The organism is Gordonia malaquae, assembly GCF_037148075.1.
In the GTDB taxonomy this organism is placed as follows: domain Bacteria; phylum Actinomycetota; class Actinomycetes; order Mycobacteriales; family Mycobacteriaceae; genus Gordonia; species Gordonia malaquae.
In genome coordinates, this window is the sequence record NZ_JBBCUB010000002.1 from 840,828 (window position 1) to 861,911 (window position 21,084).

General features: G+C 67.9%; 15 protein-coding genes and 1 pseudogene. 9 read left to right on the forward strand and 7 right to left on the reverse strand.

The features are described from left to right. Positions 1-6 precede the first annotated feature (6 nt). The 4 genes from WFK36_RS11060 to WFK36_RS11075 form a co-directional block, all read right to left on the reverse strand. On the reverse strand, positions 7-657 hold the full coding sequence (locus WFK36_RS11060; protein WP_336791675.1) for an HAD-IA family hydrolase: 651 nt from the start codon (positions 655-657) through the stop codon (positions 7-9). Between the two features lie 140 nt (positions 658-797). Further along, complete coding sequence (locus WFK36_RS11065; protein ID WP_336791936.1) at positions 798-1,943, reverse strand: FAD-dependent oxidoreductase; 1,146 nt, start codon at positions 1,941-1,943, stop codon at positions 798-800. Next, positions 1,940-2,740 (reverse strand): crotonase/enoyl-CoA hydratase family protein, encoded by an 801-nt coding sequence (locus WFK36_RS11070; protein ID WP_336791676.1) that lies wholly within the window; start codon positions 2,738-2,740, stop codon positions 1,940-1,942. The genes WFK36_RS11065 and WFK36_RS11070 overlap by 4 nt, the downstream gene beginning before the upstream one ends. Further along, positions 2,737-3,867 (reverse strand): thiolase family protein, encoded by a 1,131-nt coding sequence (locus WFK36_RS11075; protein WP_336791677.1) that lies wholly within the window; start codon positions 3,865-3,867, stop codon positions 2,737-2,739. The genes WFK36_RS11070 and WFK36_RS11075 overlap by 4 nt, the downstream gene beginning before the upstream one ends. 80 nt (positions 3,868-3,947) lie before the next feature. Here WFK36_RS11075 and WFK36_RS11080 point away from each other — a divergent pair, with 80 nt between their 5' ends. The 4 genes from WFK36_RS11080 to WFK36_RS11095 all read left to right on the forward strand — a co-directional run bounded on the left by WFK36_RS11080 (position 3,948) and on the right by WFK36_RS11095 (position 11,715). Further along, positions 3,948-8,012 (forward strand): bifunctional nitrate reductase/sulfite reductase flavoprotein subunit alpha, encoded by a 4,065-nt coding sequence (locus tag WFK36_RS11080; RefSeq protein ID WP_336791678.1) that lies wholly within the window; start codon positions 3,948-3,950, stop codon positions 8,010-8,012. Between the two features lie 105 nt (positions 8,013-8,117). Beyond that, positions 8,118-10,643: a nitrite reductase large subunit NirB gene (nirB, locus tag WFK36_RS11085; RefSeq protein WP_336791680.1), complete on the forward strand. Its 2,526-nt coding sequence runs from the start codon at positions 8,118-8,120 to the stop codon at positions 10,641-10,643. Beyond that, positions 10,640-11,044, forward strand: coding sequence for a nitrite reductase small subunit NirD (gene nirD, locus WFK36_RS11090; RefSeq protein ID WP_336791681.1), 405 nt, complete (start codon positions 10,640-10,642; stop codon positions 11,042-11,044). Before nirB ends, nirD begins: the two co-directional genes overlap by 4 nt. Positions 11,045-11,055: 11 nt before the next feature. Further along, entirely contained in the window at positions 11,056-11,715 is a 660-nt protein-coding gene (locus WFK36_RS11095) for a sirohydrochlorin chelatase (protein WP_336791682.1), read from the forward strand. A gap of 71 nt (positions 11,716-11,786) precedes the next feature. Here the strand turns inward: WFK36_RS11095 and WFK36_RS11100 are convergent, their stop codons facing one another. Next, positions 11,787-12,923, reverse strand: a complete 1,137-nt coding sequence (locus WFK36_RS11100) for a uroporphyrinogen-III synthase (protein WP_336791683.1) — start codon at positions 12,921-12,923, stop codon at positions 11,787-11,789. Then, positions 12,920-14,308 carry a nitrate/nitrite transporter gene (locus tag WFK36_RS11105; protein WP_336791684.1) on the reverse strand — a complete coding sequence of 463 codons (1,389 nt, stop codon included), beginning with the start codon at positions 14,306-14,308 and terminating at the stop codon, positions 12,920-12,922. Before WFK36_RS11105 ends, WFK36_RS11100 begins: the two co-directional genes overlap by 4 nt. Before the next feature lie 272 nt (positions 14,309-14,580). On the opposite strand from WFK36_RS11105, the gene WFK36_RS11110 reads away from it, so the two are divergent. Further along, positions 14,581-14,712 (forward strand): hypothetical protein, encoded by a 132-nt coding sequence (locus tag WFK36_RS11110; protein ID WP_263053695.1) that lies wholly within the window; start codon positions 14,581-14,583, stop codon positions 14,710-14,712. A 99-nt stretch (positions 14,713-14,811) separates the two neighbouring features. Further along, complete coding sequence (locus WFK36_RS11115) at positions 14,812-16,743, forward strand: ABC transporter ATP-binding protein (protein ID WP_336791685.1); 1,932 nt, start codon at positions 14,812-14,814, stop codon at positions 16,741-16,743. Between the two features lie 9 nt (positions 16,744-16,752). On the opposite strand, the pseudogene WFK36_RS11120 reads toward WFK36_RS11115, so the two are convergent. Next, positions 16,753-17,460, reverse strand: a pseudogene (locus WFK36_RS11120) (SMP-30/gluconolactonase/LRE family protein); the annotation flags it as partial. Between the two features lie 40 nt (positions 17,461-17,500). Here WFK36_RS11120 and WFK36_RS11125 point away from each other — a divergent pair. The 3 genes from WFK36_RS11125 (at position 17,501) to cmrA (ending at position 21,075) form a co-directional block, all read left to right on the forward strand. Next, the gene (locus WFK36_RS11125; protein ID WP_336791686.1) at positions 17,501-18,070 is read left to right on the forward strand and encodes a PadR family transcriptional regulator; all 570 of its coding nucleotides are present in this window, start codon (positions 17,501-17,503) and stop codon (positions 18,068-18,070) included. A gap of 31 nt (positions 18,071-18,101) precedes the next feature. Then, positions 18,102-20,165 (forward strand): NADPH-dependent 2,4-dienoyl-CoA reductase, encoded by a 2,064-nt coding sequence (locus tag WFK36_RS11130; protein ID WP_336791687.1) that lies wholly within the window; start codon positions 18,102-18,104, stop codon positions 20,163-20,165. Between the two features lie 103 nt (positions 20,166-20,268). Continuing rightward, positions 20,269-21,075 carry a mycolate reductase gene (gene cmrA / locus WFK36_RS11135; protein WP_008378306.1) on the forward strand — a complete coding sequence of 269 codons (807 nt, stop codon included), beginning with the start codon at positions 20,269-20,271 and terminating at the stop codon, positions 21,073-21,075. The last annotated feature ends 9 nt before the right edge of the window (positions 21,076-21,084 follow it).

Sequence of the window (21,084 nt, forward strand, 5' to 3'; positions counted from 1 at the left end):
GAACCGTTACGAGCGCACCGTGACCTCGACGCCGTCCGGTGTTGGCGTGACCGTTACCGCCGTCAAGTCGGACACAACGTGGTCGGGCTCGAACGCTGCGGCGTCACCCACACCGATCACACGCATTCCGGCGGCCCGCGCAGCCGTGATGCCGGCACGCGAGTCCTCGAACACGATGCAATCCGCCGGGTCCACGCCGAGGATCCCCGCAGCCTTCAGGAAGCCCTCGGGGTCGGGCTTGCTCACCGCGACATCGTCGGCCATGACCGCTATCGACGGCACCGAGAGTCCCGCGGCTGCCATTCGACCTGCCGCGAGTGGTTCGTTGGCCGAGGTGACGAGTGCGTGCGGCAGCCCGGCGAGCGACGCGAGGAACTCTGCGGCACCGGGGATCTCGACGATCCCCTCGGTCTCGGCGACCTCCCTCGCGAGCATGAGATCGTTCTCGCGGACGTTCTCCTCCTGCGGCCGGTCAGGCAAGAACTCCGCCATCACATCGTGGCCTTGGCGGCCGTGCGCCCGATGCAGAACGTCCTCGACGTCCACGTCATGGTCAACAGCCCACTCACTCCAGATCCGATTCACCACGGGCGTCGAGTCGACGAGCGTCCCGTCCATGTCGAGCAGCAGGGCACGGGCGGAGAGTGTGACAGTCATGCTCGCCACGGTACGTCTCGACTTCGCTCGACGAGCAGAAAACTCGCGCTCGACGAGCGAGGAACGGTCGCTCGGCGAGCGAGGATCGGTCGCTCAGAGAACAGAGAACCGGCGCTCGACGGGCGGAGAACATTCGAGGGTCAGACGCGATTGAGGTTCCGCTCGAAGGCCGCCCGCCCGGCGATCTGCGCGAGATGCCTGCGGACCAACAGGTCCGGGCCAAGGACACCGGCTCGAATCACCGCGCCCGACAGTGCTGCGGGTCGACCGTTCACGACTCGACCGATGAGCTTCGACTCACGCACGATCGCGGTGACCCGTCCGCGTCGTACACTCTCGAAAGTCCGGCAGGCGGAGTCGACGTCGGGGCCCGCGGCGATGCACGCGGCCAGAATCACGGCGTCCTCGATCGCCTGACAGCCGCCCTGCCCGAGGTGCGGACGCATCGGGTGCGCGGCGTCGCCGATCAGCACCGTTCGTCCGTCTGTCCACCGCCCCGCGGTCGGGCGATCGTGAAGGTCGTTGCGCAGGAGATTCTGAGGCGCGGTCGCCGCGACCAGGTCCGGCAGCGGCGTCGCCCACCCGGCGACCAGGTCCTTGACGTGCGCAAGCTCGTCGTCGAAGAACGATCGCTCCGGCAGTTGCTGGGTCGCGAACCAGTACGTGCGGTCCTCACCGAGCGGGACCAGCCCGAACTGTGATCGGGGGCCGAGCACCTCTCCCGCCAGAACCGGATCGAAGCTCGCGTCGGCCACGCCGCGCCACGCGGTGTAACCGCAATAGGTTCGCGGCAGCGGACCGTCCACCGCGGTCGCCACCCGCGACGCGATCCCGTCCGCACCGATCACCACGTCGGAGTCAAGATCGGACGACGACTCGACGTCGACGCCGTATCGCACCGTCCCGGCAGGCAACCGGTCCGCGAGCACGGACAGGAGCACCGACCGTTCGATGACGACCAATGGTTCGCCGAGAGCGTCGACCAGGCGATCGGCCGCCGGACGTCGAATCCAACTTCCGTCGCGCCAACGAACTGCGCCCGCAGCAACCGCTCCCCCGGCCGCGCGAACTGCATCGCCGGCGTCGATCCGGTCGAGCGCTGCCAAGGCGTTCGGCCAGATGGAGATGCCGCCTCTCGACTGCGCTCGAGGATCAGGAGACTGCGCTCGAGGAGCAGGATCCGGCGACCGTTCGAGGACCGTGACGTCGTGACCGTCGCGGTGCAGGGCGACGGCCGCGGTGAGTCCCGCTATCCCCGCACCGACGACGACCACACGCACGGTCAGCGCCCGGTGTAGACGCCGGGCCGCTTCTCCAGCATCGCGGCGACCGCCTCGCGGTGGTCGTCGGTCTGGTGAGCCAGCCCCTGCATCGCGGCGGACAGTTCGAGGAGTTGGTCGAGAGTCTGCTGGGACGATTCGCGCAACAGCTTCTTCGTCATGCGAACCGCGACAGGCGGATTCACCGCGACCCGCGCGGCGAGGGCCCTCGCCGTCGGCAGCAGCTCGTCGGGATCGACGACCTGCGACACCATTCCCCAGTCGAGTGCTGTCGCGGCGTCCACCCGATCACCGGTCAGAGCCATCTCCGCGGCGCGCGCCGGACCGATGATCCGGGGCAGGAACCACGCGCCGCCGTCGCCGGGAATGATGCCCAGCTTCACGAAGCTCTCCGCGAAGAACGCCGTCGACGACGCGACGCGGAGGTCACACATCATCGCCAGGTCACAACCCGCGCCCACGGCCGGACCGTTCACCGCAGCGATCACCGGCACTTCCAATGAGTACATGGCGCGCGGAATCCGCTGAATGCCCTCGCGATAGCCGATTCGTTGGGTGTGACCGGCCCCGCCGAAAAGCCCCTCACCGGCGGCCATCGCCTTCACATTGCCACCGGCCGAGAACGCCGAACCCGCGCCGGTCAGGATCACCGCGCGGATCGACTGGTCGTTGTTGGTCGCGGTGACCGCGTCGACGATCGCGTCGATGATCCCGACGTCGGAGATCGCATTGCGCAGGTCTGGAAGATTGAGAGTCCAGGTGACGACGTCGCCGTCACGCTCGATCAGCAGGTCATCGCTCACAGCAGCTCCAGGATCGTCGCGTTGGCCATGCCGCCCGCCTCACACATCGTCTGCAGGCCGTAGCGGATCCCGTTGTCGCGCATGTGGTGCACGAGGCGGGTCATGAGGATGGCCCCGGACCCGCCGAGCGGATGACCGACCGAGATGGCGCCGCCGAGCGGGTTCAGGACGGCGTCGGACGCGCCGGTCTCCTTCTGCCAGGCGAGCGGGACCGGCGCGAACGCCTCATTCACCTCGAACGCGCCGATGTCACCGATCGAGAGGCCTGAACGCTTCAAGACCTTCTCGGTCGCGGCGATCGGCGCGCTGAGCATGATCACCGGGTCGTCCCCGGCGAGGACCGTGGTGTGGATGCGAGCCAACGGCTTCCAGCCGTGCTCCGCCGCGGTCTCCGACGACGTGACAAGCAGTGCGCCGGCACCGTCGGAGATCTGCGACGCATTGCCGGCCGTGATCACACCCTCGGGGTCGAACGGCGTCTTCAGGCCGCCCAGCTTCTCGGCTGTCGTGCCGCGACGGAGGCCTTCGTCGTGCGTCAGCCCGCCGATCGGCGCGAGCTGAGCGTCGAACGCTCCGGCGTCGATGGCCGCCGCGGTGCGTTCGTGGGAGCGGGCCGAGTACTCGTCGAGCACCTGGCGAGACAGATCCCAGCGCTTCGCCATCATCTCGGCGCCGAGACCCTGGTTGAATCCATCAACGCCGTAGCGGTCGAGGACAGACGCCGGGTAGGGAGCACCGTCGCCGCGGGCAGAGCCCATCGGAACCCGGGACATCGACTCCACGCCGCCCGCGATCGCGATGTCGTAGTGACCGGCGATCACACCGGCGGCCGCGAACACGACCGCCTGCTGACCCGATCCGCATCGTCGGTCGACGACGGTCGCCGGAACCGACTCCGGCCATCCCGCGGCGAGAACACCCACTCGTCCGATGCTGCCCGCTTGATCACCCACCTGGCTGACGCAACCCCAGACGACGTCGTCGACGGTGGCCGGATCGAACCCGACTCGGCCGGCGAGCGCCCCGAGGACGTGTCCGGTCAGGTCACCGGGGTGGATCGTGGACAAGGAACCGTTTCTCTTGCCGATGGGGGTGCGAACCGCATCGACGATCACTGCATCGCGCATATGACCATCATCACTCACGGTTGATCGGGGCGTAACACGAAGGGGCACATCTGGAAACACGCGGTGGCGACCATCAACACATGAACGATGCCACTCGCACCGTCGACACCGTGTGCGGTTACTGCGGCGTCGGCTGCGGTCTGACCCTCACCGTGGTCGACGGTGCAGTGACCGCGTCGAAGGGCACACCGGGGCATCCGGCCAATCGGGGAAGGCTCTGCACGAAGGGCTCGACCACCGCCGACATGCTCGCGGCTCCGGGCCGCCTGACCTCAGCGTTCGTTCGTCCGGATCGGTTGTCCGAACGGGCAGCGGTCACCACCGACGCCGCCGTGGCCGAGGCCGCCCGCAGGCTGTCCGCGATCCGCGACGAGCACGGTCCGGACTCGGTCGCCGTCTACGTGTCGGGCCAGATGTCGCTGGAGGCTCAGTACCTCTCGAACAAGCTGACCAAGGGATTCCTCGGGACCAATCAGATCGAGTCGAACTCGCGCCTGTGCATGGCGTCCGCGGGCACCGGATACAAGCAGTCCCTCGGCGCCGACGGGCCGCCGGGCAGCTATGACGACCTCGACCACGCCGATCTGTTCTTCGTGATCGGCGCGAACATGGCCGAGTGCCATCCGATCCTGTACCTGCGCATGATGGACCGAGTGAAGGCGGGCGCGAAGCTTGTCGTCGTCGACCCTCGCCGCACCGCGACCGCCGCCAAAGCCGACATCTATCTCCCGGTACGGCCGGGCACCGACCTCGCGCTGCTCAACGGCCTGCTCCGCCTCGTCGTCGACGCCGGCGGTGTGGATCAGGGTTTCATCGAAGCCAACACCGACGGCTGGGACACGATGGGCCCGCTGTTGGACGAGTACCCGCCGGAGCGGGTCGCCGAGGTCACCGGGCTCGCCGTGGACGATCTCCGCGCGGTGGCGCAGATGATCGTCGACGCCGACGAGTGGGTGAGCCTGTGGACGATGGGGCTCAACCAGTCCACACACGGCACCTGGCATACCAACGCGATCTGCAACCTTCATCTGGCGACGGGCGCGATCTGTCGCACCGGATCGGGGCCGTTCTCGTTGACCGGGCAGCCGAATGCGATGGGCGGCCGCGAGATGGGCTACATGGGTCCCGGTCTCCCAGGTCAGCGGACGGCGCTGCTCGAGCGTGACCGAGCCGAAGTCGAATCGGTCTGGGGACTCGATCCGGGAACCCTGAGGTCGGATCCGGGCGGCGGCACCATCGACATGTTCGAACGGATGGCTGCCGGCGAGATCCGCGCCGCGTGGATCATCTGCACCAATCCGGTCGCGTCGGTCGCCAACCGGCAGACCGTGATCGACGCCCTGGAACGTGCGGACCTCGTGATCGTGCAAGAGGTCTTCACCGGCACGGAGACGGCGGAGTACGCCGACATCATCCTCCCGGCAGCGCTCTGGACCGAGGCGGAGGGGGTCATGGTGAACTCTGAACGGAGCCTCACCTTGTGCGTCCCCGCTGTCCCTCCGCCTGGCGACGCGCGGCCCGACTGGCGTCTGATCTGCGACGTCGCAACCGCCATGGGGTTCGGAGACGATTTCGACTTCCCCGACGCGGCAGCCGTGTTCGACGAGTTGAAGACCTTTCACAACCCGCGCACCGGATGGGACGTCCGGGGTGTCGACCACAGTCGACTCCGCGGCGGCCCCGTGCAATGGCCGGCTGCCCCGGGAGGGCCCGACCGCAACCCGATCCGGTACATCGACGGCGACGGTCTTCGCTTCGCGACCGCCAACGGGCGTGCGCAGTTCCTCGCCCGCCCCTACCTGCCGCCCGCGGAGCTTCCCGACGACGACTTCCCGCTGCTCATGACCACCGGGCGACTCGCACACCAATGGCACACGATGAGCAAGACCGGCCGAGTCCCCAAACTCAACCGGCTCAATCCGTCGAGTTTCGTCCAACTGCATCCGGACACGGCGGCCGGTCTCGGCATCGCGGACGGCGACCGGGTTGAGGTCCGCTCTCGTCGCGGCGCCGTCCGCGTGCCGGCACAGATCTCGGCCGACATCTCCCCCGGCTGCTGCTTCGTGCCGATGCACTTCAACGACGCCGCCGGCCCCGATCTCGCCGTCAACGCCGTGACCAGCGACGCCGTCGACCAGGACTCCCTGCAGCCCGAGTTCAAAGCGTGCGCTGTCGTGCTGACCCGCATCGATCAACCGTTGGAGACGCCCCCTGTGACCGCTGAACCGCTCGACGCCCATCCGCTTGCCGGAGTGTTCGGAACCGTCGGGCGCCGTCCGGAGCCCGAGCCCGCCGAGCAGGCGTACCTGTCCGGCCTTGTACACGGTCTCACCGCCAATCCGCCCGTCGACGAGATCCCGACGATCCCCGCACAGTCGCCGCTGTCCGAGGACGTCCGGGCGTGGGCCGATGGTGTTCTCGCGGGCTTCTACTCGCGCACTCCCGCCGCGGCCGTCGCCCACAGAGCTCCGGCGCAGCCGTCGGTGACGGTCGTCTGGGCATCGCAGACCGGGACCGCCGAGGAGTACGCGATCGGACTCGAGCCCGCATTGGGCTCGGCGGGTGTCACCACCACGGTGCGCTGTGCCGATGCCGTCGACCTCGACGAACTTCACGGCACCGTGCTGTTCGTCGTGTCGACGACCGGCGACGGAGACCCACCGGACAATGGAGCGGCGCTGTGGACCCGGCTGTCGGCGGCCACCGAGTCGGACGTCGACGACCTGGCCTACGCCGTCATCGGCTTCGGCGACTCCTCGTACGCCGACTTCTGCGGTTTCGCCCGCAAACTCGACGGGCGGCTCGCTCATCTCGGAGCGACACGCATCGCGGCGCGCGTGTCCTGCGAGCCTGGGGACGACGCCGTCGCCGACGCCTGGATCGCAGCACTCCTTCCACAGCTCGCCTCTCCCCAACCGTCGAGCGCGGATCCTTCCGGCTCGTCGAGCGCAGACCTCCCCGGCTCGTCGAACGCAGACCTCCCCGGCTCGTCAAGCGCAGACCTCCCCGGCTCGTCGAGCGCAGTCGAGACGTACTCCCGCAAGAATCCGCTGACGACGTCTTTGGTGGCCAACGAGCTCTTGACCGGCGAGAGTTCGGCGAAAGAGGTGCGTCGTCTGGCGTTCGACCTGCCCGCGGGCACCCTCACGTACACGGCGGGCGACGCTCTCGGAGTATGGCCGTCCAACTCGCCCTCGTTGGTCGACGAGTGGCTGACGGCGACAGGACTGGACGGCGACCTTCCCGTCGCCGTGGGTTCGGGCGAGACGCCGCTTCGGTCGGCGCTGTCCGAACAATTCGAGATCGCGCGGCTCACCCGCGACCTCCTGGTGTTCGTCAGCGATCGTCACGACGACCCGTTCTTGCGGACGCTCGTGGACGATCGGGCGGCGTTCAGCGAGTGGTCCTGGGGACGGCAGTCGGTCGACTTGTTGGCGGCGTACCCGGTTGTCGCCGACGTCGAAGAGTGGCTGGCTGTGCTCCGACCCCTGCAACCCCGGCTGTACTCGATCTCATCGAGTCCCCGGAGCCGCGCCGACCGAGTGGAGATCACCGTGTCGGCCGTCAGATTCGCAGCGGCAGAGTCCGGCTCGGCGCGTGGCGGGGTGTGCTCGACGTTCCTCGCCGACTCCGGCCCCGACACACCCGTCCGAGTGTTCGTCCAACCCAACGCCAAGTTCGGTCCGCCCTCCGACTCCGACGCTCCAGCGATCATGATCGGCCCGGGCACGGGCGTCGCGCCGTTCCGTGGTTTCCTGCACGATCGAGCCGCGTCGGGTGCGTCGGGCGACAACTGGTTGTTCTTCGGTGATCAGCACCGGGCCTCCGACTACCTGTATCGCGACGAGCTCGGCGAGCTCAGCGACACGGGCGTCCTCGACCGACTCGACGTGGCCTTCTCGCGGGATCAGGCCGAGAAGGTGTACGTCCAGGACCTGATGCGTGAGCACGCCGCCGAACTGTGGTCGTGGATCCGGCGGGGCGCCCACGTCTACGTGTGCGGAGACGCGTCGCGCATGGCGCGTGACGTCGACGACGCGCTGCGGGAGATCGTCGCCCAACAGGGTCGTCTCGCGCCGCACAGCGCCGACCAGTACGTGACTGCTCTCGCCGCCGATCACCGCTACGTCCGCGACGTGTACTGACCCCGTCCTCCTCACACACGGATCTGTAACACTGTGCGGAAGCGGTGACAATCGGGCAACGCCGGGCCCCATCAGCTGCAACACCCGATCCATAACGTCGTTGCCATGAACAGAACAGTCGCAGTCATCGGGCACGGAATGGTCGGTCACCGTTTCGTCGAAGCACTCCGCACACGCGACATCGACTCGCAGTGGCGGGTGGTCGTGATCGGCGAGGAGACCGACGCCGCCTACGACAGGGTCGGCCTCTCGTCGTATGTCGGCGCCTGGGATCGGAGCGCGCTGGCGTTGCCTGGCAACGACTACGCCGGAGACGACAACGTTCAGGTGGTGCTCGGTCGACGCGTCACCGGGATCGACCGCGATGCTCACGTCGTCCGTCTCGACGACGGCCACACCGTCTCGTACGACGCGCTGGTCCTCGCTACCGGGTCGTACGCGTTCGTGCCGCCGGTGCCGGGTCACGACACCGTCGGCTGCCACGTCTACCGCACTCTCGACGATCTCGACGCCATCCGCGTCGACGCTGATGCGGCACTCGCGGCGAACCCCGACACGACGCCGGTCGGGCTTGTCGTCGGCGGTGGACTGCTCGGTCTGGAGGCCGCGAACGCGCTCCGCCAGATGGGCCTTCGACCGCACGTGGTCGAGGTGAATCCGCGACTGATGCCCCAACAGATCGACCCGGCGGGCGGCGAGCACCTCGCGCGGATGATCGGCGAGCTCGGCATCGACATCTCACTGTCGTCCGGGACCAAGGCCATCACCCCCGGAGCTTCAGGCGTCGCGGTGACCCTGGCCGACGACACCGTCGTCGACGCGGCTCTGCTCGTCTTCGCGGCCGGTGTCCGCCCGCGCGACGAACTCGGACGAGACGCCGGACTGGCGATGGCTGAACGCGGCGGTGTGCTCACCGACCTTTCCGGCGTGACGAGTGACCCGGCGATCTACGCGATCGGCGAGGTCGCCGCCGTCGAAGGACGGTGTTACGGGCTGGTGGGCCCGGGCTATGCGACCGCAGAAGTCGTCGCCGACCGCCTCCTCGACGGCACCGCAGAGTTCCCCGGCGCCGACACCTCGACCAAGTTGAAGCTCCTCGGCGTGGACGTCGCCAGTTTCGGCGACGCGCATGGCGAGACCCCGGGCGCGCTGAACGTGGTGGTGAGCGATCCGATCAACGGCACGTACGCCAAGCTCGTCCTGTCCGACGACGCCTCCACTCTCCTCGGCGGTGTGTTGGTGGGCGACGCCGGCTCGTACGGCCTGCTCCGCCCGCTCGTCGGTTCGAGTCTGCCCGGCGACCCGGTTGCCCTCATCAGCCCGGCGTCCGGCGACGCTCCCGCACTCGGTGTCGGCGCGCTCGGCGACGACGCCCAGATCTGCTCCTGCAACGACGTCTCCAAGGGGACCCTGTGCGCGGCGATCGAGAACGGCGCGTGCGACGTCGCCGAGCTCAAGAAGTGCACGGGCGCGGGCACGTCGTGCGGCTCGTGTGTCCCGCTGCTGTCGCAGATCCTGGCAGACTCCGGCGTCGAACAGTCGACGGCGCTGTGCGAGCACTTCAGCGTCTCTCGCGCGGAACTCTTCGAGCTCGTCCGCGCGAGTGGGATCCGCACGTTCACCGGCCTGGTCGAACGCTTCGGAACCGGAACCGGCTGCGACATCTGCAAACCGACCGTCGCGTCGATCCTCGCATCCACGAGCAGTGATCACATCCTCGACGGCGAGCAGGCGTCTCTACAGGACTCGAACGACCATTTCCTCGCCAACATCCAACGCAACGGCACGTACTCGGTGGTGCCTCGAGTTCCCGGCGGCGACATCAGCGCCGATCAGCTCATCTTGATCGGCGAGATCGCCCGTGACTTCGGGTTGTACACCAAGATCACCGGGGGCCAGCGCATCGACATGTTCGGCGCCACCGTCGACCAGCTTCCCGAGATCTGGAAGCGTCTCGTGGACGGCGGGATGGAGTCGGGGCAGGCGTACGGCAAGTCGTTGCGCACCGTGAAGAGCTGCGCCGGATCGGACTGGTGCCGGTACGGGCAGCAGGACTCGGTGCAGCTCGCCATCGACCTCGAACTGCGATACCGAGGACTCCGGTCGCCGCACAAGATCAAGATGGGCGTCTCCGGTTGTGCACGCGAGTGCGCGGAGGCACGCGGCAAGGACATCGGCGTCATCGCGACCGAGAGCGGCTGGAATCTGTACGTCGGCGGCAACGGCGGAATGACGCCGCGACACGCACAGCTCCTCGCGGGCGACCTCGACACCGAGACCTTGGTCCGCTACATCGACCGGTACCTCATGTACTACATCCGGACGGCCGACCGATTGCAGCGCACCGCGGCCTGGATGGAGACCGTCGACGGCGGCCTCGACCACGTCAAGGCCGTTGTCGTCGACGACAGCCTCGGCCTCGCAGCCGACTTCGAGGCGGACATGGCCCGCCACGTGTCCGGCTACCAGTGCGAGTGGAAGGGCGTCCTCGACGACCCCGACAAGCTCGCCCGCTTCACGTCCTTCGTCAACGCCCCAGGCGTTCCCGACCCCACCATCTCGTTCGGCGAGAGCCACGGCCGCAAGGTTCCGGTTCTCCTCGGACAGCCCACCGTCAGGAGTCCCCGATGAGCCTCGCCTTCGATCTGCACCGCTGGACCCGCGACTGGACTCCCGCCTGCCCCTACGAGCGTCTGCAGCCGTTGCGCGGCGTCGCGGTCCTGCTGCCCGACGGCGTCCAGGTGGCGTTGTTCCGGCTGGCCGACGACTCGCTGCGCGCCGTCGGAAACATCGACCCGATCGGCCGGGCCGCGGTCTTGTCCCGCGGCATCGTCGGCGACCGCGGCGGCTTCCCGGTGGTGCAGTCACCGCTCAAGAAGCAGGCGTTCAGCCTGCTCGACGGCCGCTGCCTGGACGCGGACGGCGTTCGGGTGCCGGTGTTCGCGACCCGCGTCGGAATCGACGGCACCGTGTTCGTCGCCAACACGCCCGACGTCCGGTTCGGTCGGCGCCCGGAACCGGTCGTGAAATGACGGTCCTCCTGGTGGCGCACGGAACTCGCAACCCACACGGGGTCGCCCTCATCGGAGACCTCGCCTGCGCGATGCGCGAACGCTTGGACGTCGACGTGTCGGTGGCGTTCGTCGACGTCCTCGGCCCCAGCCCGAGCGAGGCCCTCGCGCGCCTGAACCGTGAAACGACCGTGGTTCCCGCGTTCCTCGGCCGCGGCTACCACGTGCGCCGCGACATCCCCGAGCACCTGTCACGGCCCGGCCTCCCGCCGACGAGAGTCACCGACTCCCTCGGACCGTCGGACGAGGTGCTCGCCGCCCTCGTCGACCGGCTCGACGAGGGGGGCCGTCGCCGCGGGGACGCCGTGGTCCTCGCGGCCGCGGGATCGTCGGACTCCATGGCTGTCGCCGACGTCGAGGAGGTCGCCGACCGCCTGTCGTCGCTGGTCGACGCTCCGGTGACCGTCGCGTTCGCCGCGCCGTCGCCGCACGTCGCGCACATCCCGAGCGTCGCCGAGGCGGTGTCGAGGACTCGGGGCCGCGTCGCCGTCGCATCTCACCTGCTCGCTCCCGGACTGTTCCAGAGCAGGCTCGTCGAGTCGGGAGCCGACGTCGTCGCGCGCCCACTCGGGCTCCATCCCCTCATCGTGGACCGCGCGTGCGCTCTCGCAGCGCGACCCGTCACTGTCTGATCACGTCGGCACACACAGAACTGGTGACCAACGGCTGACGAGCAGCCGTTGGTCACCAGTCTTGTCTGCGCTCAGTCCACCGCGAGGCGGTAGCCGCGTTTGACCACGGTCCCGACAATCTCCCTGACGCCGAGCGCGTCCCGGAGCCGCCCGATGGCGACCTCGACGGCGTGCAGGTCGTCGCCCGCCGCGGGAAGCAGGGCCAGGAGGTCTTGTCGGGACACGACGTCTCCTGGCTGCTCGGCGAGAGCTTTCAACACGGTCAGACCGCTCGCGGACACGTCACGGACCTCACCGTCCACGACTGCGGCAGCGGCGTGCACACCGAGTCGATGGCCCGCCACCGCGATGTCGGGGCTGCCTGCGGGTAGATCTTCGGCGATCAGGCGAGCGAGCGCACCGAGCCGCATCCGGTCGGGCGCCACCGACGGTATGCCTGCCGCCTCCAGTGGCGCCGACGTCACCGGGCCGACGCTGTACGCGGTGACCGGGCCGGACAGCGCCGCGACCAACGCGTCTCGAACGCCGAGCTCGTCCGCCCGCAGCAGCATGGACGCCGCTGCGGGCGCCGACGTGAAGGCCACCGCGTCGACGCGTGCTCGGGCGACGTCGTCGACGAGGGCGTCGAATGCGGCGACGTCGCTCGGTCCCTCCCATCTGTAGACGGGCACTCCGACGACGCTGGCACCGCGACCGACGAGCCCGGATAGGAATCCGGGATTGGGATCCCACGCGTCGATCGCCCCGTGGAGTTGGACGGCGACCCGCTTTCCGCCGAGGTCGTCGCTGGTCAGGTGCGCGAGGACCTCGGCGGACGACTCCGACTCCGGCGACCACTCCTCCCGTAGGCCTGCTGCGCGCAGGGCCCCGGTGGCCTTCGGGCCCCGGGAGATCACACGAGCGCCGGCGAGCGCAGACAGCAGGTCGTCGGCCACACCCCACTCGTCGGCGGCCTCGATCCAGCCGCGGAAACCGATGCCGGTCGTCGCTATCAAGACGTCCGGCGGGTTCTCGATGAGGTCGGCTGTCGCTTCGGAGAGACCGCGGTCGTCGGCCAGCGGGACCATCGATATGGCGGCGGCCGACACGACGCGCGCGCCGCGGCGAGTCAGCAGCGCCTCGAACTCTTCCGCGCGCCGAGCCGCAGTGATGGCAACGGAGAACCCCGCCAACGTGGGCGGGGTTCCCCGATCGGTACCGAGACTCATGAAGCAATCGTTCCAGATGTGGCCGGTTCCGACGCGAGTGCCTGCTCGTCGCCGCCGCTCGTCGCGGCAGGAGTGGCGACATAGGCGCGCCAGGTGACCAGTGCGGCGATCAGGTAGAACACTGCGAAGACGGTGAACGCCCACACTCCGGATCCGGCGTCGCCGGACTGATACGACTGGCGGAGGACCAGGTTGATGCCGACTCCGCCGAGGCCGCCGACGGCGCCCGCGATTCCGATGACCGCACCCGACATGGACCGCGAGTAGTCCGAGCGCCCTGCCTCGTCGAGGGGCAGCGACCGCGAGGCCGCGTCGAACACCGACGGGATGATCTTGTACACCGAGCCGTTGCCCATGCCCGACAAGACGAACAGGACGATGAAGGCGATCACGGAGACGGTGAGTGAACCGTTCCCCACGATCAGCAGCGCGGCAGCGCCGATCATGCCGACGAACACACCGAGGGTCACCACGCTTCCGCCGATGCGGTCGGCGAGCTTCCCGCCGTACACGCGGCTGATCGAACCGAGCAACGGCCCGATGAACGCGATCGACGCAGCGTGCAGTGCGGCATCACCCGCGGACTGGCCGTCGGCTTTGAAGTTGATGACCAGCAACTGGGCGAACGCGAATGAGAAGCCGATGAACGAGCCGAAGGTCCCGATGTACAGCAGGGCGATCACCCAGGTGTTCTTATTGGCGACCGCGGCTCTCATCGCCGACATGTCCACGCCGGGCCCGTCGAGGTTGTCCATGAAGAGGGCGGCGCCGATACCCGCGATCACCAACGCAACCAGGTAGAACGCACACACCCAGTAGGGCTCGGTGTCGCCGACGAGCGCCAGGACGAGCAGGCCGAGAAGCTGCACGGCGGGCACACCCAGATTGCCGCCGCCCGCATTGAGACCGAGTGCCCAGCCTTTGAGCCGTTGGGGATAGAACGCGTTGATGTTGGTCATCGACGACGCGAAGTTGCCGCCGCCGAGGCCTGTCAAGGCCGCGCACACCAGGTACATCCAGAGCGGCTGACCGGGGTTGGCGAGCAGGACGATCGTCGCCGAGACCGGAACCAGCAGCACGACTGCGGAGAAGATCGTCCAGTTCCGCCCGCCGAATCGGGTGGTGGCCATCGTGTACGGGAACCGCAGCACCGCACCGGTGAGCGTGGCGACGGCGCCGATCAGGAACTTGTCACCCGCGGAGATCCCGTAGACGTCGGACGGCATGAACAGCACCATCACCGACCACAGCGACCACACCGAGAAGCCGACATGCTCGGCGACCACCGACCAGATGAGGTTCCGGCGCGCGATGTCCTTCCCGCCGGACTCCCACGCGGCGACGTCCTCCGCGTCCCAGTTCTCAATCGTGTGACTGCGTCTCACGTATGCCTCCTCGTGCCGGAGTCGACGGCTTGGTCGTCGACTGTCGACTTCGAAACTAGGGAGACGATGTTGCATCCGACTGCGGGGTCGATCACCGGTACGTAATGAACACCTCGCAGGTCGACCATCGCGTGTGTGAGATCGCGGCCAGGAAGTTGGCAGGCCGCGCACCCGAATCCTGCCAGGAACGATTCCTACCTTGAATCACGTGGCGCACACCCGAGGCGCCCGAAGAGAAGCAAGAAACAATCTGCGAACAAGGAGAACATCACATGTCGAACACCACCGCACCCCGCCCCGGCAACCAGCAGCCGCACCGCCAGACCCAGCAACAGCCGACGCGTCGTCGCCGGACGCGTCAGTGGGATCGCCGCAACCACCGCTGGACCTGGATCTGGCGCTGACAAGCACCACCTGAACCCCTGCGCGTGCGCCGGACTCCCCCCTCGGGTCCGGCGCACGCGGCGCGTCCGCACCCAGTTCGATCGAGAGAGGCCACCCGAATGACAGCCCGCCGCGCACTTGCCCGCTTCGTCCCTCTGCTCCGCGGTCACCGTCGACTGCTCACGACGGCCGCCCTGCTGTTCATCATCGCGGCGAGTTGCGACGCCGTCGGCGTGTTCGTGCTCTCCGACGTCGTCGACAGCGCACTCGACTCCGATACGACAGCAGCGCTGATCCCCCTCGCGTGCATGTGGATCGCCGTCACTGCGGCGTCGTCGCTCGGCGACTATCTCGGCCAGGTGATCGCAGCGAAGGAGTCGGAGAAGATCGTCCTGACGCTCAGAGACACCGTCTTCGCTCACGTCCAGCGGCTCTCACCGTCTGCCCACCGGAGACGTGGCATCGGCGATCTGGTGGTCCGCCACTCCAGCGATCTCGAAGCCGTGGAGCACCTCATCGCGTCGGGCCTGCTCACGGGCGTGATCGCGGTCGTCAACATGGTCGCCCTGCTGGTCGCCGCCTTCTGGATGAACACCGTCGTCACCGTCGTCGCGGTGTGCGCAGTGCCGCCGATCGCCTTGCTGTCGGCATGGTACGGGCGCCGTCAGACAACCGAGACGTGGCGCGAACGCGACGCCGACTCTGCACTCACTGACACACTCCATTCGGCGCTGACCGGTCACGAGGTGACGGTTGCGTACAACCAGGAGGGCACCGAACAGACTGCGCTGCACCGTCGCGGACGGGACTGGATGACGGCCCGGGTGGCTCTGACGCGGGTGGAGGCCGGCTTCGGCGCGGTGCTCGGATTCGCGCAGGTGCTCGTGTCGTTGAGCGTCGCCGTCACCGGCGTGTGGCAGGTCCGTCAGGGCTCGATGAGCGTCGGCCAGTTGATGGCGCTGACCGGCTATGTCGCGATGCTGTACCCCAAGTTCCAGGAGTTGGCGGAGGTCCGATTGTCGTTGGCGTCGACGGGGGTCAGTGCGGCCCGGATCGCCGAACTGCTCGACGAGGAACCGCACGCACCGGATCGACCCGAGGCGCGTCCGCTCGCCATCCACGCTGGTCACGTTCATTTCCGCCAGGTCACGATGCAGCGTGGCGACCGGACGGTTCTGCGTCACGCCGACCTCACGCTGCCTGCCGGGCGGGTGACCGCGCTTGTCGGCCCCAGTGGCGCGGGCAAGTCGACGATGGCGGGAATCCTCGGCAGGCTCGAGACTCCCAGTCGAGGTTCAGTGCACATCGACGGCGTCGACATCGCTTCGACGACTGCGGCATCCGTCCGCGATCACGTCACTGTGCTGCCGCAGGTCCCGCTGATCAAACCCGGCACCGTCGCCGACAACATCGCCTACGGGCGACCGGGTGCGGCGCGGAACGCTGTGATCGACGCCGCCGTCGCGGTGGGCGCCGACGACTTCATTCGTTCCCTGCCCGGCGGCTACGACGCCGTGCTGTCCGACGGTGGACTCGATCTGTCGGGCGGCCAGCGTCAACGCCTGTGCATCGCACGAGCACTGCTGCGAGACACCCGCATCCTCGTCCTGGACGAACCGACGTCCGCGCTGGACGACGAGGCGGTGGACGGCCTGATGGGCCCGTTGAGGACATTGATCGAAGGCCGCACCACGCTGCTCATCACACACGACCCCCGAATCCTGCGTCTCGCGGACCGAGTGGCGACGCTCCGGGACGGTCGTGTCCTCGAACCGGAGACGTGCTGGTCAGTCGAGCGTGACAACGGCGAGCGCGTCGTGGGCGATGGTGCCGAAGTACAGGACACCGTCCCGCTCGACGACACTCGTGGCGAACGAGAAGTCGACGTCGTCGAGCCGGACCTCGCGCGCCACCGTGCCGTCGAAGGCGATTCCGAGGGCCCACAGGGTCTCCTCCGGCGCCGGTCCCACGCGTTCCGGGGCACGTGCGAGGACCTTGCGGGCCCGCAGAGGCAGTTTGAAGAGCGCTTCGAGGACGCTGTTGCGGGGTGACGCCAGGGCCACCCAGACGCGTCCGTCACTGCCGACCGACATGTTGTCCGGATAGCCGGGCAGATCGTCTGCGAACACGTCCCATTCTCCGGCGCGTGCGCCGTTGAGCCACAGCCTGGAGATCCGGGCCGCGCCGGTCTCGGCCACCAGCACAAACGTCTCGTCCGGCGACAGCACGACACCGTTGGCGAACTGAAGGCCACCGCGCAGCACGTCGACCGTTCCATCCGGATTGCGGCGCATCAGCCGTCCGGTGCCGGAATGCTCGATGAGGTCGGCCCGCCACCGATCGATTGTGAAGCGCTGACTGGACGATGAGAAGTACACCGACCCGTCCGACGCGGTGGCGGCGTTGCTCGCGAAGTGCAGCGGGCGACCGTCGACGGTGTCGACGAGCACCGACGCCCGTTGTCTACCCGCGCCGAGGAGCAACAGACCACGATCGTGATCGCAGAGCACAACGGACCCGTCGGCCTGCACGTCGAGCCCGAGGAGTCGGCCCGCGGTGTCGGCGATCACCTCCACCGTGCCGGACTCGGCGTCGACGGCCAGCAGTCTTCCATCCGAGAGTCCGGTGCCGATGCGTCCGTCGGGCAACACGACGACGTCTTCGGGCGCGGATCCGGGCAGGTCGATGCGACGAAAAGTGCTCACGGCACCTTTCTTAGCAGGGATTGAGGCCGCCCGCTCGCGACTATGAACCTTGTTGCATAACATTCTGTTGCATACCGCACTGTTGCACTGCTAGCGTCATCGCATGGCATTGGAGCACGCCATCCTCGTCTCACTGACCGAGCGACCGGGGACCGGCTACGAGATCGGGCAGCAGTTCGTGCGGTCGATCGGGTACTTCTGGTCGGCCACACACCAGCAGATCTATCGCACCCTGAAGAAGCTGCACGCCGACGGCCTGGTGAGTTTCGAGGAGATCGAACAGGACGGCCGTCCGGACAAGAAGGTCTACACGATCTCTGACGCCGGACGCGACATGCTCGCCGAATGGGTCGTCACCCCCACCCCGTTCGCCCCGCTCCGCAGCGACCTCGGAGTGAAGCTTCGCGCCGCCGACATGGGTGATCTCACCGAATCGATCGCCCAGCTCGCCGCTCATCGTGACGAGGCAGCAGCGATGCTCGAGGTCTATTCCGGCTTCGAACGCGACTACTACCCCGATCCCGATGCGCTTCACGGGCGCCGCCTCAATCAGTACCTCGTGCTCCGCGGCGGGATCCGCATGTGCCAGAGCACCCTCGACTGGTGCGATGAAGCGCTCGAGGGTCTGCAGCGAGAGCTCCGCCGAACCACCGCCACAGCCACAGCCCGATAGTCAGCCCAGCCCGAAAGAGAAAGGTCGCGCCATGTCAGCCCAGACGGCCGAGCCCAACACCCACTATCCGCTCCTGTTCGAGCCCCTGCAGATCGGCGGCACCACGCTGCGGAACCGCATCGTCATGGGTTCCATGCACACCGGTTTCGAAGACCGCTTGTGGGACACTCCGAAGCTCGCGGCGTATTACGCCGAGCGCGCCCGCGGCGGCGTCGGCCTGATCATCACCGGCGGGTTCTCGCCGTCGCGAACCGGCCTCCTGCTTCCGTTCGCGGGCAAGATGACCAACCAGGCCGACGTTCTGCGACACCGCGAGTTCACCAAGGCCGTGCATGCCGAGAACGGCAAGATCGCGCTCCAGCTGATCCACGCGGGACGGTACGGCTACACGCCGTTCAAGGTCGCCGCCGGCAGCGAGCCGTCGCCGATCCACCCGTTCAAGCATTTCCAGATGACCGAGCAGGTCATCTGGCACGTGATCCGGTCATTCGGCCAGGGCGCCAAGCTCGCCCGCCGCGCGGGTTACGACGCGATCGAGATCATGGGCGGCGAGGGCTACCTGATCAACCAGTTCCTGTGCCCCCACACCAACGATCGCACCGACAAGTGGGGCGGCTCCACCGAGAACCGTCAGCGCTTCCTGCTGGAGATCATCAAGGAGATCCGCAAGCAGGTCCCGCGCGACTTCCCGATCATCCTGCGCCAGAGCGTCGCCGACTTCGTGAAGAACGGCCAGACGTTCGACGAGATCGCGCAACTCGCACGCAAAGCCGAGGAACTCGGTGTGGACGCCATCAACACCGACATCGGCTGGCACGAGGCCCAGGTCCCGACGATCGTCACGTCAGTTCCTCGCGGCGCGTTCGTGAAGTTCACCGAGCGCCTGCGCGACGTGGTGTCGATCCCGCTGATCGCGTCAAACCGCATCAATACGCCCGAGTTCGCCGAGGAGATCCTCGAAGGCGGCAAGGTCGACGCGGTCTCGATGGCGCGCCCGTTGCTCGCCGACCCGGATTTCGCCAACAAAGCGGCGGATGGTCGCTCCGACGAGATCAACACGTGCATCGGCTGCAACCAGGCCTGCCTGGACCACGCGTTCGTCGGCAAGAAGGTCTCGTGCCTGCTGAATCCGCGGGCCGGCCGCGAGACGGTCCTGACGCTCGGCGCCACCAGGACCGCCAAGCGGGTCGCCGTCGTCGGCGCGGGTCCCGCCGGCCTGTCGGCGGCCGTCTCGGCAGCTCAGCGCGGACACCGCGTCGACCTCTACGAGGGCGGCGACACCATCGGCGGACAGTTCTCCATCGCGGCCCGCATTCCGGGCAAGGAGGAGTTCAACGAGACGATCCGATACTTCACCCGCCAGCTCGAGATCAACAACGTGAACGTCCACCTCGGCACCCGGGTGACCGCACAGGACATCATCGACGGCGGGTTCGACCAGGTTGTCGTCGCGACCGGTGTGGTCCCGCGCATCCCGGACATCGACGGCATCGATCACCCGATGGTCGTGTCGTACGCCGACGCCGTGCTCGGGCACCGCGAGATCGGCAAGCGCGTCGCCGTGATCGGCGCGGGCGGCATCGGTTTCGACGTCACCGAGTTCCTGACCGTCGACGAGTCCCCCACCCTCAATTTGAAGGAGTGGGAGCAGGAGTGGGGCGTCACCGAAGACCTCGACACTCCCGGCTTCGTCACCAAGCCGCGCCCGCTGCCCGCGACCCGCCAGGTGTACCTGGTCCAGCGCAAGCCCGGCGGCCAGGGCAAGACCCTCGGCAAGACGTCCGGTTGGGTGCACCGTGCAACCGTCAAGATGAAGGGCGTCGAGCAGATCTCCGGCGCCAGCTACGACAAGATCGACGACGCCGGCCTGCACATCACCGTGCGCGACAAGGAGGGCAACGTGACGGGCCAGCGAGTCCTCGAGGTCGACAACGTCGTCGTCTGCGCGGGCCAGGAGTCGGTCCGCGACCTCGTCGATCCGTTGACCGAGGCCGGCGTGATCACCCATGTCATCGGTGGAGCCGATCTCGCGTCCGAGCTCGACGCCAAGCGAGCAATCCGTCAGGGAACGGAAGTCGCCGCGGGCATGCCGTGATCTGACACTTTCCGCCGATTGTGACCGACATGCGGTCACAATCGGCGGAGAGTGCGCTGGTCTGACCGAGCGACAATGGTTGAACGACAGATACGATCGGTCCATGCCAGTACCTCCCTCTGCCTCCGCCCGCGCTGTCGTCACCGGCGCATCATCCGGAATCGGCATGGCGCTCGCCAGGGCCCTCGCCGCCCGCGGTCACTCGGTGATCCTGGTGGCTCGACGCGGCGAGATCCTCGAAGAGCTGGCCACCGAACTGCGTTCTCGTTTTGCGGTGGAGGCCGAGGTGCGCGCCGTGGATCTGTCGGATCTGGACGCGGTCGGCGTGCTCTGCGACGAACTCTCGAACCGCCAGGTCTCGGTTCTGTGCAACAACGCGGGAATCGCGACGTTCGGTCCGATCGCCGAACTCGACGCCGCATACGAGCGCGCCCAGGTCCGGTTGAACGCCGTCGCCGTGCACGACCTGACCTTGGCTGTCCTGCCGCAGATGATCGAACGAAACACCGGCGGCATCCTCATGGTCGGCTCGGCGGCCGGCAACATGCCGATTCCGAACAACGCCACGTACGCCGCGACGAAAGCCTTCGTCAACACGTTCAGCGAATCATTGCGCGGTGAACTCAAGGGCACGGGTGTGCACGTGACGCTGCTTGCGCCCGGGCCCGTCCGTACCCAGACGCCCGCTCCCGAGGATCAGTCGATCGTCGACAAGATGGTCCCCGACTTCCTCTGGCACTCGTCGGAGAAGGTCGCCGAGATGAGCTTGGACGCCCTCGCCCGCAACAAGATGCGCGTCGTTCCAGGCACCCTGTCGAAGGCGATGTCCGTAGCAGGCGGGTACTCCCCGCGAGCGATCGTCGCGCCGATCGTCGGCGGCTTCTACGGCAAGCTCGGCGAGGGCGATTAGCCTTCGGCG

Coding starts and splice junctions, on each gene's coding strand:
- cmrA (WP_008378306.1), top strand. CDS start 20,269: ATGCCAGTACCTCCCTCTGCCTCCGCCCGCGCTGTCGTCACCGGCGCA.
- WFK36_RS11130 (WP_336791687.1), top strand. CDS start 18,102: ATGTCAGCCCAGACGGCCGAGCCCAACACCCACTATCCGCTCCTGTTC.
- nirD (WP_336791681.1), top strand. CDS start 10,640: ATGAGCCTCGCCTTCGATCTGCACCGCTGGACCCGCGACTGGACTCCC.
- WFK36_RS11080 (WP_336791678.1), top strand. CDS start 3,948: ATGAACGATGCCACTCGCACCGTCGACACCGTGTGCGGTTACTGCGGC.
- WFK36_RS11110 (WP_263053695.1), top strand. CDS start 14,581: ATGTCGAACACCACCGCACCCCGCCCCGGCAACCAGCAGCCGCACCGC.
- nirB (WP_336791680.1), top strand. CDS start 8,118: ATGAACAGAACAGTCGCAGTCATCGGGCACGGAATGGTCGGTCACCGT.
- WFK36_RS11075 (WP_336791677.1), bottom strand. CDS start 3,867: ATGCGCGATGCAGTGATCGTCGATGCGGTTCGCACCCCCATCGGCAAG.
- WFK36_RS11060 (WP_336791675.1), bottom strand. CDS start 657: ATGACTGTCACACTCTCCGCCCGTGCCCTGCTGCTCGACATGGACGGG.
- WFK36_RS11125 (WP_336791686.1), top strand. CDS start 17,501: ATGGCATTGGAGCACGCCATCCTCGTCTCACTGACCGAGCGACCGGGG.
- WFK36_RS11115 (WP_336791685.1), top strand. CDS start 14,812: ATGACAGCCCGCCGCGCACTTGCCCGCTTCGTCCCTCTGCTCCGCGGT.
- WFK36_RS11100 (WP_336791683.1), bottom strand. CDS start 12,923: ATGAGTCTCGGTACCGATCGGGGAACCCCGCCCACGTTGGCGGGGTTC.